Below are 13,659 nucleotides of genomic sequence, written 5' to 3' on the forward strand. Positions count from 1 at the left end.
GGCGACATGGGCCCTTTTCGGCATCCGTCCGTGCCGGGACACGCAACGTCCGTATAATAAGCGCCCCATGAATCTATTCCGAGCCCTGCTGACGGTCAGCGGCTTCACGCTGCTGTCGCGCGTGACCGGACTGGCCCGCGAGACGCTGATCGCCCGTGCGTTCGGCGCCAGTCAATACACCGACGCATTCTACGTCGCTTTCCGCATCCCGAACCTGCTGCGCCGCCTGTCCGCCGAAGGCGCGTTCTCGCAGGCGTTCGTGCCGATCCTGGCCGAATTCAAGAACCAGCAGGGGCACGATGCGACCAAGGCGCTCGTCGACGCGATGTCGACCGTGCTCGCCTGGGCGCTCGCCGTGCTGTCGGTCCTCGGGATCGCCGGCGCGTCGTGGGTCGTGTTCGCGGTCGCGTCCGGCCTGCATACCGACGGACAGGCGTTCCCGCTCGCGGTCACGATGACGCGGATCATGTTCCCGTACATCGTGTTCATCTCGCTGACGACGCTCGCGTCCGGCGTGCTGAATACCTACAAGAGCTTCTCGCTGCCGGCATTCGCGCCGGTGCTGCTCAACGTCGCGTTCATCGCCGCGGCCGTGTTCGTCGCGCCGCACCTGAAGGTGCCGGTCTATGCGCTCGCATGGGCCGTCATCGTGGGCGGCGTGCTGCAGTTCATCGTGCAGCTGCCGGGGCTGAAGAAGATCGACATGGTGCCGCTGATCGGCCTCAACCCGGTGCGCGCGCTGCGTCATCCCGGCGTGAAGCGCGTGCTCGCGAAGATGGTGCCCGCGACGTTCGCGGTGTCGGTCGCGCAACTGTCCCTGATCATCAACACCAACATCGCGTCGCGGCTCGGGCAGGGCGCCGTGTCGTGGATCAACTACGCCGACCGCCTGATGGAATTCCCGACCGCGCTGCTCGGCGTCGCGCTCGGCACGATCCTGCTGCCGAGCCTGTCGAAGGCGCACGTCGACGCCGATTCGACCGAATATTCGGCGCTGCTCGACTGGGGGCTGCGCGTCACGTTCCTGCTCGCGGCGCCGAGCGCGCTCGCGCTGTTCTTCTTTGCGACGCCGCTCACCGCGACGCTGTTCAACTACGGCAAGTTCGACGCGCATACGGTCACGATGGTCGCACGCGCGCTCGCGACCTACGGGATCGGCCTCGTCGGCATCATCCTGATCAAGATCCTCGCGCCGGGCTTCTACGCGAAGCAGGACATCAAGACGCCCGTGAAGATCGCGATCGGCGTGCTGATCGTCACGCAGATCTCGAACTACGTGTTCGTGCCGCTGATCGGCGCTGCGGGCCTCACGCTGAGCATCGGCGTCGGCGCATGCCTGAACTCGCTGCTGCTGTTCCTCGGGCTGCGCAAGCGCGGCATCTACCAGCCGTCGCCGGGCTGGCTGCGCTTCTTCGTGCAACTGATCGGCGCGGCGCTCGTGCTCGCGGGCCTGATGCACTGGTGCGCGATCAGCTTCGACTGGACCGGCATGCGCGCGCAGCCGCTCGATCGCATCGCGCTGATGGCGGCGTGCCTGGTGCTGTTCGCTGCACTATATTTCGGTATGTTGTGGGTGATGGGCTTCAAATACGCTTACTTCAGAAGGCGCGCCAAGTGATGACCGCAATGACCCGCGTCCTCGACTACTTCAGCACGCTCGTGGCGGACGACGACAGTCTGCCCGTCACGGAAGCCGCGCTGTCGCTGGCGCAGGACGCGTATCCCGACCTCGACCTGCAGGGCACGCTGGCCGAACTCGACATGCTGGCGGCGCGGCTGCGCCGGCGGCTCGCCGACGATGCGGACCTGAAGGGCCGCGTCGCCGCGCTGAACGATTTCTTCTTCCGCGAGCTCGGCTTCGCGTGCAATCACAACGATTACTACGACCCCGATAACAGCCACCTGAACGCCGTGCTCAAACGGCGGCGCGGGATCCCGATCTCGCTGTCGGTGCTGTACCTGGAACTCGCCGAGCAGATCGGCGTGCCGGCGCGCGGCGTGTCGTTCCCCGGCCACTTCCTGCTGCGCGTGACGCTGCCCGACGGCGACCTCATCATCGATCCGACCAACGGCCATTCGCTGTCCGAAGCCGAAATGGTCGAGATGCTCGAGCCGTACGTCGCGCGTGCGGCGGGCGCGGTCGACAGCGCGTTGCGCGCGCTGCTGCAGCCGGCCACGAGCCGCGAGATCATCGCGCGGATGCTGCGCAACCTCAAGACGATCTACCTGCAGACGGAACGCTGGCAGCGGCTGCTTGCCGTGCAGCAGCGGCTCGTGATCCTGCTGCCGGAACAACTCGACGAGGTGCGCGACCGCGGCTTCGCCTATGCGCGGCTCGACTATCTGCGCCCGGCACTCGAGGATCTCGAGCAGTATCTCGGCGAGCGGCCCGATGCGGACGACGCGACCGTCGTCGAATCGCAGGTGACCGAGTTGCGGCAGCGGATGCAGCGCGACGGCGAGGAGTGAGCCGTCACCGCATCCCCGGAGCCCCGAACGTAAAAACGCCCGCATCGCGGGTGTTTTTCGTTTGCAATTGCGTGACCCTTACTTCGGCTGCATCCGGATCGCGCCGTCGAGGCGGATCACTTCGCCGTTGAGCATCGGATTCTCGACGATCTGGCGCACCAGCATCGCGTACTCGTCCGGTTTGCCGAGCCGCGGCGGGAACGGCACCATCGCGCCGAGCGCATCCTGCACGTCCTTCGGCATGCCGAGCAGCATCGGCGTCTCGAACAGCCCGGGCGCGATCGTCATCACGCGGATGCCGTGGCGTGACAGATCGCGTGCGATCGGCAGCGTCATGCCCGCGACGCCGGCCTTCGACGCCGCGTATGCGGCCTGGCCGATCTGGCCGTCGTAAGCGGCGACCGACGCGGTGCTGACGATCACGCCGCGCTCGCCGCCGTCGTTCGGCGCGGTCGCAGCCATCGCAGCGGCCGCGAGCCGGATCATGTTGAAGGTGCCGACCAGGTTCACGTTGATCGTTTTCGCAAATACGTCGAGCGGATGCGCGCCGTCCTTGCCGACGGTCTTCGCGGCGGGCGCGATGCCCGCGCAGTTCACGAGGCCGCGCAGCGTGCCCGCGCGCGTCGCGGCGTCGACGGCCGCCTGCGCATCGGCCTCGCTCGACACGTCGCAGCGCACGAACACGCCGCCCAGCTCGCTCGCGAGCGCCGTGCCGGCCGCCTCGTTCAGGTCGGCGAGCACGACCTTGCCGCCGGCCTGCGCGAGCATGCGGGCCGTCCCGGCGCCGAGGCCCGATGCGCCGCCCGTGATCAGAAAGACGTTGCCGCGAATCTCCATCACTGTCTCCTTGGTTGGGTCCGATGCCGGTCGATCGGAGGAAAGGCGGTGCGCCGGTCCACGCGGCGCACGCGTTCGATCGATTGTACGGGGCGCCGTCGCACGCCGGCCAGTGCGGCACGGTCGTGCGAATCCAGGTCAGACGAAACGGTCGCGGCAGATGAAAAAAAAGCCGCCCGGAAGGGCGGCTTGCGGTGCACGACGCGGTGCTTACTTCAGTGCGTCGAACGCACGCTCGCGGATTTCATCGACGCTGCCGAGGCCCGAGATCTTGCGATACTGCGGGGCTTTCAGGCCGTTTTCCTCGCCGCGCTGCGCCCAGTCGCCGTAATACTTGATCAGCGGCTTGGTCTGCGCTTCGTACACTTCGAGACGCTTCTTGACGGTTTCTTCCTTGTCGTCGTCGCGCTGGATCAGCGGTTCGCCCGTCACGTCGTCCACACCCTCGACCTTCGGCGGGTTGAACTTGACGTGGTACGTGCGGCCCGACGCCGGGTGCGTGCGACGGCCGCTCATGCGCTCGACGATCTCCGAGAACGGGACGTCGATTTCGAGCACGTAATCGATCGCGACGCCAGCTTCCTTCATTGCGTCAGCCTGCGCGATCGTGCGCGGGAAGCCATCGAACAGATAGCCGTTCGCGCAATCGGCTTCCTTCAGGCGCTCCTTCACGAGACCGATGATCAGGTCGTCCGTCACGAGCTTGCCTTCGTCCATGAAGCGCTTCGCCTCGATGCCGAGCGGCGTGCCGGCCTTGACGGCCGCGCGCAGCATGTCACCCGTCGAGATTTGCGGGATGCCGAACTTTTCCTTGATGAAGTTTGCCTGGGTGCCCTTTCCCGCGCCGGGCGCGCCCAACAGGATCAAACGCATGGTGATATCTCCAGTATGTAGATTCGTGTGGCGAGACGCAAAAGCGTCGGCGACAACGTACGCGGGGCTTGCCTTGCGCGCGGCGGACCGGTCTGATGCGGCGCGTCGGCGAAAAGCGACGCGCGGCTGCCGGGGCGGGCCGTGGCGGGGTCAAGCGAGGACGCGCGGGTCGCGGACGGCTCGCACAATCGCCTGATTATGCCACGGGTTATTTTGAACCCGGCCGAAAAAGGGCCTGCACGCGTGCGAGATCGGCCGGCGTGTCGATGCCGGCTTCGGGTGCATGCTCGGTGATCAGCACTGCGATGCGCTCGCCGTGCCACATCGCGCGCAGCTGTTCGAGCTGCTCGGCCTGCTCGATCGGCGCCTGCGCGAGCGACGGATAGGTGCGCAGAAAACGCGCGCGATACGCGTACAGGCCGATGTGACGATGGACCGGAAAGGCCGGCGCCGGCATGGCCGCGACGTCGGGCCAGTGCGGCTGGTACGCATCGCGGCTCCACGGAATCGGCGCGCGCGAGAAGTACATCGCGACGTTGCGCGCGTCGAGCGCGACCTTCACGATGTTCGGGTTGAACACATCGGCGGCGGCGTGGATCGGATGCGCCGCGGTCGCGATCGCGCAGTCCGGATGCGCGGCGAGGTGCGACGCTACGTCGCGCACGAGCGCCGGGTCGATCAGCGGTTCGTCGCCCTGCACGTTGACGACGACGGTGTCGTCGCTCCACCCGAACGTCGCGGCGACTTCCGCGAGCCGGTCGGTGCCGGACGGATGATCGGCGCGCGTCAGCACGGCTTCGAAACCGTGCTCGCGGGCCGCGTCGAGCACGCTCTGTGCATCGGACGCGACGAGCACCTGCTGCGCGCCCGCTTCGCGCGCGCGCTCGGCGACGCGCACGACCATCGGCTTGCCGCCGAGATCGGCGAGCGGCTTGTTCGGCAGGCGCGTCGACGCGAGCCGGGCAGGAATGACGGCGATGAAGGGCTGCGGATGAGTCATCGGGGCTGGGCGTTGAGGAGGGCGGGGCGGGCGGCGCGTCGAAGGCAGGCCGCCCGGGGCAGGGGCCGGCACGCGGCCGCAGCGAACCGCGGCCAGGCGCCGGCGCAGCGGTGCGGCGTCAGCTGCCGGCCGGGCCGGCGGGGTCGACCGGCGTGCCTTCGACGGTCTGGCGTGCTTCGTCGACGAGCATCACGGGGATGCCGTCGCGGATCGGGTAGGCGAGCTTGTCCGCGTTGCAGATCAGCTCCTGCGCGGCGCGGTCATAGTGGAGCGGGCCTTTGCAGATAGGGCACACAAGGATTTCAAGCAGGCGAGCGTCCACGGAGTTTCTCCACAACGAGGGCAATGAGGCGAGGATCGAGCGCGGCTTCGACGGGGACGACCCACAGCCGAGCGTCGCGCCAGGAAGCGCCCAATTTTACTGCATCCTTCTCGGTGATCAGGATCGCATCGACCGCGTCGTCGACGAACGGATTGTCGGGGAACGCGTAGTGGTCGGGCAGCGCGCGCGTCGCCGGCGCGAGGCCGGCCGCGCGCAGCGTCGCGAAGAAGCGTTCCGGCGCGCCGATGCCGGCCGCGGCGAGCACGCGCTCGTTCGCGAACTGCGACAGCGGACGGCGCAGCGCCGGCTGGTCGAGGTGCCACGCGGCGCCCGGCGTGAGCGCGAGCGCATAGGTGTCGGGCCACGGCGGCAGCGCGCCGCTGTACGGATCGTTGACGAGCGTCGCGTCGCGGTGGCGCGACAGCGGCTCGCGCAGCGGCCCGGCCGGCAGCAGGAAGCCGTTGCCGCCGAGGCGGTGGTCGAACACGACGAGCTCGACCGTCCGTGCGAGACGGTAGTGCTGGAGGCCGTCGTCGCTGACGATCACGTCGACGTTCGGGTGCGCGGCGCGCAGCGCCTGCGCGGCCGCGACGCGGTCGGGGCACACCCAGACGGGCGCGCCGGTGCGGCGCGCGATCAGGAGCGGTTCGTCGCCGGCCGCGCTCGCGCGCGATGCGGGTGTGACCGCGATGGGTGCCTTCACGTTCGCGCCGTAGCCGCGCGACACGACGCCCGGCGTGAACCCGGCCGCGCGCAGCGCGTCGACGAGCGCGATCACGGTCGGCGTCTTGCCGGTGCCGCCGACGGTCACGTTGCCGACCACGACGACGGGCACACCGACGTCGACCGGTTGCTTCCAGCCCTGCGCGTAGGCCGTGCGGCGCAGCGCCGCGCACAGGCCGAACACGCATGCGAACGGCGTGAGCGCCCAGGCGAGGGCGCCGCGTCGCTGCCATTCGCGCGTGAGGCGTGCTTCGAGCCGCGCGAGCGGGCCGCCGGGCGCGCTCATCGGGCCGGACGCGGCGCGTCGTGCGCCGCGGCGTGGGACGGATTCATCAAGACGGATTCTCCGTTGGGCGGCGCATGCCGCAAGGTCTTCGGAAGGCGGCACTCTAGCGCGCCGCACGCGGGCGCGGCAAGCGCGGCCGGGCGACGCATCCGATGGGGGCGGATCGGAGCGGGTTGTGGATAACTCTGTGAAAAACTCCCCGCCCGTTCGCGTCAAACGCCCGTCGGATGGACATCGAATCGGCGTCGAATCAAACTGCAAGGTTTAAAAATATATAAAAATCAATGCGTTATACGGAATTGTCTGGTTTTTTCCGAGGTTTTCAAGTGTTTTTGGCGGACGATTGCCAGAGTGTGGACACCTTCTGCGTGTTGCAGTGCGGGCGTGCGGCGCTGGACGCCGCGCGCATGTCGGACTATCGTGTCGCCGCCAGCATTCATCCGACCGCCCATGCTTTCCGACTCTCCTTTTTCCGCTCCCGGCGCGACTCGCGGCGGCGACGAAGTGATTCCCGTTTCGGCGCTTAATCGCGCGATTTCGACGATGCTCGAGCGCTCGTTCCCGCTGCTGTGGATCTCGGGCGAAGTGTCGAATTTCACGCGCGCCGCCAGCGGCCACTGGTATTTCTCGATCAAGGACCAGCAGGCGCAGATGCGCTGCGTGATGTTTCGCGGTCGAGCGCAGTACGCGGAATTCACGCCGCGCGAAGGCGACCGGATCGAGGTGCGCGCGGTCGTCACGATGTACGAGCCGCGCGGCGAAGTGCAGCTCAACGTCGAAGCCGTGCGGCGCACGGGCCAAGGGCGTCTTTACGAGGCATTCCTGCGGCTGAAGGCGCAGCTCGAGGCCGAAGGGCTGTTCGCAGCCGAGCGCAAGCGGCCGCTGCCGGCGCACCCGCGCGCGATCGGCATCGTCACGTCGCTGCAGGCCGCCGCGCTGCGCGACGTGCTGACCACGCTCGCGCGCCGCGCGCCGCACATTCCGGTGATCGTCTATCCGGCGCCCGTGCAGGGGGCCGGTTCCGCCGAAAAGCTCGTCGCGGCCGTGCAGACCGCGAACGCGCGGCGCGAGGTCGACGTGCTGCTCGTGTGCCGCGGCGGCGGGTCGATCGAGGATCTGTGGTCGTTCAACGACGAAGCGCTCGCACGTGCGATCGCGGCGAGCGAACTGCCGGTCGTCAGCGGCGTCGGCCACGAAACCGATTTCACGATCGCGGACTTCGCGGCCGACCTGCGCGCGCCGACGCCGACCGGCGCGGCCGAGCTCGCGAGTCCGCAGCGCGCGTTGCTGTTGCGCGAGGTTGCCGATCGGCAGCGCGCGCTCGCGCGCAGCCTGGAACGCGGGCTCGAGCAGCGTGCGCAGCAGCTCGACTGGCTCGCGCGCCGGCTCGTCAGCCCGGCCGAACGGCTGCAGCGGCAACGTACCCACGTCGAACAGCTGGCGGTGCGGCTCGCATCGGCGGCGTCGCGGCCGGTGCGCGACGCGCGTGCGCGTTTCGCGCTCGCGCAATTGCGCTGGCAGCGCGCGCGGCCCGACCCGGCGCAGGCGCGTCAGGCCCTCGCCGGACTGTCGCAACGTCTCGCGGTGGCGATGCAGCGCCGTCACGAGCGCGATACCGCGCGCGTGTCGGCCTGCGCGGCGCGGCTCGAGGTGCTGAGCCCGCAGCGCACGCTCGAGCGCGGCTACGCGGCGCTGATCGACGCGCAGACCGGCCGCGCGGTGCGCGCGCCGAGCGCGCTGAAGCCGCAGCGCCGACTCACCGTGCATCTCGCCGAAGGCTCGGCCGACGTGTCGCTCGCCGACGTGCAGCCGCGGCTGACCGACACGATCTGACGACGACGGCGTAAGCGAAACGAAGGTCGCGCGCCCGGCGTTCCGGATGTATCGAACGCCGGGCGCGGAAACGGATGCTGCGCATCGTCGTCTCGTCCTGCCGGATGAAGCGCCAGCGGCGATTTTCTGCATACCGCGGATAAATGCCCGTGAGTTTGCGGGGATATTCGGACTCGCCTACAATCGGACGCTCGGCAGCATTCAACACAGCCTCCCTACATACTCAACGAAGGAATCGCCATGGCTCATACGCTCCCGCCGCTCCCGTACGCTGAAGACGCACTCGCGCCGACCATCTCGAAAGAGACGATCGAGTACCACTACGGCAAGCATCACCAGGCATATGTGACGAACCTGAACAATCTGATCCCGGGCACGGAATTCGAAAACCTGTCGCTGGAAGAGATCGTGAAGAAGTCGTCGGGCGGCATCTTCAACAACGCCGCGCAAATCTGGAACCACACGTTCTTCTGGAACAGCCTGTCGCCGAACGGCGGCGGCGCACCGTCGGGCGCGCTCGGCGACGCGATCAATGCGAAGTGGGGTTCGTACGACGCATTCAAGGAAGCGTTCACGAAGGCCGCGGTCGGCACGTTCGGTTCGGGCTGGGCATGGCTCGTGAAGAAGGCCGACGGTTCGCTCGACATCGTCTCGACGAGCAACGCCGCCACGCCGCTGACGACGGCCGACAAGCCGCTGCTGACGATCGACGTGTGGGAGCACGCGTACTACATCGACTACCGCAACGCACGTCCGAAGTTCGTTGAAGCGTTCTGGAACATCGTGAACTGGGACTTCGCAGCGAAGAACTTCGCGTAAGTCCGGGCATCCCGCGCCTCTGCGGCGCGCGGCATCCCCCAAAAAAAGCCCTCGTCCCGAGGGCTTTTTTGTTTTGATCGGGCATGAATCGACGCGCGGCATTCGCCCGCTCAGACGATCATCCCCGACAACCAGCCGAGCGCCGCGCTCGCGATCACGACGGCCCACGGCGGCACGCGCCAGAACACGAGCGCGACGAACGCGACGAGCGCGGCAGCGAAGTCGCGCGGCGACACGATCGTGTCGCTCCACACCGGATGATAGAGCGCGGCAAGCAGCAGCCCGACGACCGCCGCGTTCACGCCCGCGAGCGCGGCCTGCATACGCGTGCTGCGACGCAGGCGTTCCCAGAACGGGGCAGTGCCCGCGACAAGCAGGAACGACGGCGCGAAGATCGACACCAGCGCGATCATCCCGCCGAGCCAGCCGTTCGGCGCGTCGCGCAGCAACGCACCGAGGAAGGCCGAGAACGTGAAGAGCGGCCCCGGTACGGCCTGCGCGACGCCATAGCCGGCCAGGAATGCCGAGTCGCCGACCCAGCCCGGCGCGACGACGGCCGCTTGCAGCAGCGGCAGCACCACGTGGCCGCCGCCGAACACCAGCGCGCCGGTGCGGAAGAATGCATCGACGACGGCGAGTGTGTTCGAGTGGAGCGCGCTTGCCGCGACCGGTAACACGACGATCAGCGCGGCGAACAGTACCAGCCACAGCAGCCCCGCGCGGCGCGACACGTGCAGCGGCAACGGCTCGTGGGCGCCGCGCTCGGGCTGCGGCAGCAGCATGAGACCGGCGGCGCCTGCCGCGACGATCACGACCACCTGCAGCCACGCGGCCGGGACGAGCAGCGCGATGCAGGTCGCGATCGCCATCAGCGTGACGCGGCGCGCATCCGGGCAAAGCGTGCGCGCCATGCCCCACACCGCCTGCGCGATCACCGCGACCGACACGATGCGCAACCCGTGCAGGGCGCCTGCCGCGACCGGCATGCCCGTCGCGTGGACGCCGAGCGCGAACAGCATCATCAGCAGCGCGGACGGCAGCGTGAAGCCGAGCCATGCGGCGAACATCCCAGCATAGCCCGCGCGAGACAGACCGATCGCCATCCCGACCTGGCTGCTCGCCGGCCCCGGCAGGAACTGGCACAGGCCGACGAGATCCGCATAGGCGCGCTCGGTCAGCCAGCCGCGTCGCGTGACGAACGCGTCACGGAAGTAGCCGAGATGCGCGACGGGCCCGCCGAACGACGTGAGGCCGAGCCGCAGGAATGCGACGAATACGGGCCACGCATGACGGGACGGAGTAGTGACGGTGGACGTGTTCAAGAGCGGATGCGGGGAGGGCGAACGAGCCGCCACGATAGCGCAATGCCATGACGGCGGGAATGCGGCGTTGCGACGATTTCGCGGCGGCGTCAGGGCGCCGTCACGGCGTACCGCCGGGCAGGCCGCTCGCGCGGCGCAGCGCGTCGACGTCGACGAGTTCGATTTCGCCGACATGCAGCCGCACGATGCCGTCGGCCTGCAGCGCCTTCAGCAGCTGGTTGGTGGTCTGCCGCGTGAGCGAGAGCATTGCCGCGAGCTTTTCCTGCGACATCCGGATGCGCGTGCGGCCGGCGCTGATCCCGCCGTAGCCGTCGGCGATCATCAGCAGCCGCGCGGCAAGCCGCTGCGCGGCCGGCATCACGCTCATCGATTCGACGGTCAGGAAGCTCAGCCGGAGCTTTTGCGCCATCAGCAGCGCGAACTGCCGCCAGTATTGCGGTGTCGCGTCGAGCATCGCCACGAGCGCGGCCTGCGGGACGTGCAGCAGCAGCGTGTCGTCGAGCGCGATCGCATCGTGCGTGCGCGGTTGGCCGTCGAACAGCGCGATCTCGCCGAACCATGTGACGGGGTCGGCGACCGTCAGCAGCGCTTCCTTGCCCTGCGGATCGACCGCGCCTATGGTGAGGGAACCGGCCAGCACCGCATACAGCCCGCACGGCGGGTCGCCGCGGCGGAACAGCGCCTGGCCGGCCGGCAGGTGCCGCAACGCGGCGCGGGCGAGCAGCGTCTCGCGCAACGCGGGCGGCAGCGCGGCGAACCACGGGTGCGCTTCGATCTGCGGCAGGTACGGGGCGAGCGGCGAGGGCATGGGCACGCGATGTCGGGTAGCTGACAGAGGTTGTCGGGCGTGACGCGCATCATAGCGCTCGATGATCGTTCAGGAGACACCATGAAGACGCTCGAGGATCACCTTTCCCAGTATGCGGCCTACCATCGCGACGTGCGCAACATTGCGACGCATCTGGTCGGCATTCCGATGATCGTGTTCGCGGTCGAGGTGCTGCTGTCACGGCCGGCGATCGGCGCGCTGGCGGGCGTCGCGCTGTCGCCGGCGCTGCTGCTCGCCGTGGCGTTCGCGGCGTTCTACCTGCGTCTCGACCTGCGCTTCGGGTTGGCGATGACCGCGCTGTTTGCGCTCGGCCTGTGGGCTGCGCAGACGCTCGCGTTGCTGCCGACCGCGCAATGGCTCGGGATCGGCGTCGGCGCGTTCGTGGTCGGCTGGATCGTGCAGTTCGTCGGGCACTGGTTCGAAGGGCGCAAGCCCGCGTTCGTCGACGACCTGGTCGGCCTGATGGTCGGGCCGCTGTTCGTCGTCGCCGAAGTCGCGTTCTTCGTGGGCCTGCGCGGCGACGTGCGCCGTGAAGTCGAGCGGCGCGCGGGCCCGGTCCACGGCGGCGTGCACTCGCATGTCTGACGCGTCGGCCGCGCCGGTCTGCGTGTTGGGCGCGGGCGCGGTCGGCTGCTATCTCGGCGGCCGGCTCGCGGCGGCGGGGACGCCCGTCACGCTCGTCGGTCGCGCACGGATTGGCGACGCGATTCGCGCAAACGGGCTGACCCTGACAGACCGGCGCGGCTATCGCGCGACGCTCGCGCCGTCCGAGGTCGCATTCTCGACCGATCCGGCCGCCGCGGCCGCCGCGCGGCTCGTGCTTGTCGCGGTGAAGTCGGCCGCGACGCAGGACACCGCGGCGCAACTGGCCGACGTGCTGCGGCCCGGCACGGTCGTCGTCAGTTTCCAGAACGGTCTCTACAACGCCGACGTGTTGCGCGATGCGCTGCCGCAAGCGACCGTGCTGGCCGGCATGGTGCCGTTCAACGTGATCGAACGCGGGCCCGGCGCGTTTCACCAGGGCTCGGCCGGCGTGCTCGCGGCCGACGCGTCACCCGCGCTGCAGCCATTCGCCGGCGCGTTCGCCCGTGCCGGGCTATCGCTCGCTCTGCACCGCGACATGCGTGCCGTGCAGTGGGCGAAGCTGCTGCTGAACCTGAACAACGCGGTCAATGCGCTCGCGAACCTGCCGTTGCGCGACGAACTCTCGCAACGCGCGTATCGACGCTGCGTCGCGCTGGCGCAACGCGAGGCACTGCACGTGCTGGCGCGCGCCGCGATCCGGCCCGCGCGGCTCACGCCGTTGCCGGCTGCCTGGATTCCCGCCGTGCTCGACTCGCCCGATCCCGTGTTTCGCGCGCTGGGCGGCCGGATGCTCGCGATCGATCCGCTCGCGCGTTCGTCGATGTCCGACGATCTCGCCATGCGCCGTGCGACCGAAGTCGAGTGGATCAACGGCGAGATCGTCCGGCTGGCCGCGCGCTTCGGTGCGCAGGCGCCGGTCAACGCGCAGCTGTGCGCGCTCGTTCACGACGCCGAAACCTCGGCATCGCGGCCCGCCTGGCGCGGCGATGCGTTGTGGGCCGAGTTGACCGCGCACGCGCATCGCGCGGGCGACATGAGGGCGGCATAATCCCGCGCTACACCACGCGCGATGCGCAACGGCTAAGATGCGGGGTGCGTCGCACGACAGGACGCGTATGCGGAGCAATCGCCATGGTGGATCGCCCGACTCTCGACGCCTACGAAGCCCATGCCGCGCAATACGCGCAGGACTGGCTCGACCAGGCCGCCCCCGACGACATGTATGCGCTGCTCGAGCAATATTTCTCGCCGGGGCCGACCGCCGACGTCGGCTGCGGCGCGGGGCGCGACACTGCGTGGCTCGCGTCGCAAGGATTCGACGTGCGCGGCTACGATGCGAGCGCGGCGCTGCTCGCCGAGGCTCGCTTGCGTCACCCGTCCCTGACGTTCGAACTGGCTGCGCTGCCGGCGCTCGCGGGCGTGCCGTCCGGCGCGTTTCGAAACGTGTTGTGCGAGACGGTCGTCATGCATCTCGACCAGGCGGATGCTGCTGCGGCGGCCGCACGGCTGGCTGCGCTGCTGATGCCCGGCGGCACGTTGTACCTGAGCTGGCGGGTGGCCGGCAACGGCGCGTTGCGCGACGAGCGCGGCCGCTTGTACACACCGCTCGATTCGGCGCGCATGCATGCGGCGCTCGGCCCCGGCATGCACGTGATCGACGAGCACGAGGTGGTCAGCGCGTCATCCGGCAAGCGCGTGCATCGGCTGATCGCGCGCCGGGACGACGACGTCGATGGCGCCGCATGAGCGCGGCGCGCGAAC

At 69.0% G+C, this 13,659-nt stretch carries 14 protein-coding genes; 7 read left to right on the plus strand and 7 right to left on the minus strand.

Annotated elements, in window-relative coordinates; genetic code table 11:
- Window positions 1-22: 22 nt before the first annotated feature.
- The gene (murJ, locus tag LGM71_RS21235) at window positions 23-1,618 is read left to right on the plus strand and encodes a murein biosynthesis integral membrane protein MurJ (RefSeq protein WP_319000395.1); all 1,596 of its coding nucleotides are present in this window, start codon (window positions 23-25) and stop codon (window positions 1,616-1,618) included.
- Between the two features lie 8 nt (window positions 1,619-1,626).
- Entirely contained in the window at window positions 1,627-2,469 is an 843-nt protein-coding gene (locus LGM71_RS21240; protein ID WP_226116467.1) for a SirB1 family protein, read from the plus strand.
- 78 nt (window positions 2,470-2,547) lie between these two features.
- Here the strand turns inward: LGM71_RS21240 and LGM71_RS21245 are convergent, their stop codons facing one another.
- The 5 genes from LGM71_RS21245 to lpxK form a co-directional block, all read right to left on the minus strand.
- Window positions 2,548-3,306, minus strand: a complete 759-nt coding sequence (locus LGM71_RS21245) for an SDR family NAD(P)-dependent oxidoreductase (protein ID WP_226116290.1) — start codon at window positions 3,304-3,306, stop codon at window positions 2,548-2,550.
- A 210-nt stretch (window positions 3,307-3,516) separates the two neighbouring features.
- The gene (adk, locus tag LGM71_RS21250; protein ID WP_059607999.1) at window positions 3,517-4,179 is read right to left on the minus strand and encodes an adenylate kinase; all 663 of its coding nucleotides are present in this window, start codon (window positions 4,177-4,179) and stop codon (window positions 3,517-3,519) included.
- A gap of 208 nt (window positions 4,180-4,387) precedes the next feature.
- Window positions 4,388-5,179, minus strand: coding sequence for a 3-deoxy-manno-octulosonate cytidylyltransferase (gene kdsB / locus LGM71_RS21255; RefSeq protein WP_059527793.1), 792 nt, complete (start codon window positions 5,177-5,179; stop codon window positions 4,388-4,390).
- 118 nt (window positions 5,180-5,297) lie between these two features.
- Window positions 5,298-5,501, minus strand: coding sequence for a Trm112 family protein (locus tag LGM71_RS21260; protein WP_006750935.1), 204 nt, complete (start codon window positions 5,499-5,501; stop codon window positions 5,298-5,300).
- The gene (gene lpxK, locus LGM71_RS21265; RefSeq protein WP_059608000.1) at window positions 5,482-6,510 is read right to left on the minus strand and encodes a tetraacyldisaccharide 4'-kinase; all 1,029 of its coding nucleotides are present in this window, start codon (window positions 6,508-6,510) and stop codon (window positions 5,482-5,484) included. Before lpxK ends, LGM71_RS21260 begins: the two co-directional genes overlap by 20 nt.
- A 450-nt stretch (window positions 6,511-6,960) precedes the next feature.
- Between lpxK and xseA the strand changes: the two genes are divergently transcribed.
- Both xseA and sodB read left to right on the plus strand, forming a co-directional pair.
- The gene (xseA, locus tag LGM71_RS21270) at window positions 6,961-8,343 is read left to right on the plus strand and encodes an exodeoxyribonuclease VII large subunit (protein WP_059608001.1); all 1,383 of its coding nucleotides are present in this window, start codon (window positions 6,961-6,963) and stop codon (window positions 8,341-8,343) included.
- 240 nt (window positions 8,344-8,583) lie between these two features.
- A complete protein-coding gene (sodB, locus tag LGM71_RS21275; RefSeq protein ID WP_044848579.1) occupies window positions 8,584-9,162 on the plus strand; it encodes a superoxide dismutase [Fe] in 579 nt (192 codons plus the stop codon).
- 110 nt (window positions 9,163-9,272) lie between these two features.
- Here the strand turns inward: sodB and chrA are convergent, their stop codons facing one another.
- Entirely contained in the window at window positions 9,273-10,484 is a 1,212-nt protein-coding gene (chrA, locus tag LGM71_RS21280; protein WP_175817691.1) for a chromate efflux transporter, read from the minus strand.
- 100 nt (window positions 10,485-10,584) lie between these two features.
- Entirely contained in the window at window positions 10,585-11,292 is a 708-nt protein-coding gene (locus LGM71_RS21285) for a Crp/Fnr family transcriptional regulator (protein ID WP_226116292.1), read from the minus strand.
- Window positions 11,293-11,373: 81 nt separating this feature from the next.
- Here LGM71_RS21285 and LGM71_RS21290 point away from each other — a divergent pair, with 81 nt between their 5' ends.
- The 3 genes from LGM71_RS21290 to LGM71_RS21300 all read left to right on the plus strand — a co-directional run bounded on the left by LGM71_RS21290 (window position 11,374) and on the right by LGM71_RS21300 (window position 13,644).
- Window positions 11,374-11,898, plus strand: coding sequence for a DUF962 domain-containing protein (locus LGM71_RS21290; protein WP_124901005.1), 525 nt, complete (start codon window positions 11,374-11,376; stop codon window positions 11,896-11,898).
- Window positions 11,891-12,946: a 2-dehydropantoate 2-reductase gene (locus LGM71_RS21295; RefSeq protein WP_226116294.1), complete on the plus strand. Its 1,056-nt coding sequence runs from the start codon at window positions 11,891-11,893 to the stop codon at window positions 12,944-12,946. Before LGM71_RS21290 ends, LGM71_RS21295 begins: the two co-directional genes overlap by 8 nt.
- Before the next feature lie 83 nt (window positions 12,947-13,029).
- The gene (locus LGM71_RS21300) at window positions 13,030-13,644 is read left to right on the plus strand and encodes a methyltransferase domain-containing protein (protein WP_124621518.1); all 615 of its coding nucleotides are present in this window, start codon (window positions 13,030-13,032) and stop codon (window positions 13,642-13,644) included.
- Window positions 13,645-13,659: the final 15 nt, after the last annotated feature.

It is taken from the genome of Burkholderia sp. AU33545 (assembly GCF_020419685.1).
GTDB classification, from domain to species: Bacteria; Pseudomonadota; Gammaproteobacteria; order Burkholderiales; family Burkholderiaceae; genus Burkholderia; species Burkholderia diffusa.

Coding starts and splice junctions, on each gene's coding strand:
- LGM71_RS21240 (WP_226116467.1), top strand. CDS start 1,627: ATGACCCGCGTCCTCGACTACTTCAGCACGCTCGTGGCGGACGACGAC.
- LGM71_RS21245 (WP_226116290.1), bottom strand. CDS start 3,306: ATGGAGATTCGCGGCAACGTCTTTCTGATCACGGGCGGCGCATCGGGC.
- adk (WP_059607999.1), bottom strand. CDS start 4,179: ATGCGTTTGATCCTGTTGGGCGCGCCCGGCGCGGGAAAGGGCACCCAG.
- kdsB (WP_059527793.1), bottom strand. CDS start 5,179: ATGACTCATCCGCAGCCCTTCATCGCCGTCATTCCTGCCCGGCTCGCG.
- lpxK (WP_059608000.1), bottom strand. CDS start 6,510: ATGAGCGCGCCCGGCGGCCCGCTCGCGCGGCTCGAAGCACGCCTCACG.
- xseA (WP_059608001.1), top strand. CDS start 6,961: ATGCTTTCCGACTCTCCTTTTTCCGCTCCCGGCGCGACTCGCGGCGGC.
- sodB (WP_044848579.1), top strand. CDS start 8,584: ATGGCTCATACGCTCCCGCCGCTCCCGTACGCTGAAGACGCACTCGCG.
- LGM71_RS21285 (WP_226116292.1), bottom strand. CDS start 11,292: ATGCCCTCGCCGCTCGCCCCGTACCTGCCGCAGATCGAAGCGCACCCG.
- LGM71_RS21290 (WP_124901005.1), top strand. CDS start 11,374: ATGAAGACGCTCGAGGATCACCTTTCCCAGTATGCGGCCTACCATCGC.
- LGM71_RS21295 (WP_226116294.1), top strand. CDS start 11,891: ATGTCTGACGCGTCGGCCGCGCCGGTCTGCGTGTTGGGCGCGGGCGCG.
- LGM71_RS21300 (WP_124621518.1), top strand. CDS start 13,030: ATGGTGGATCGCCCGACTCTCGACGCCTACGAAGCCCATGCCGCGCAA.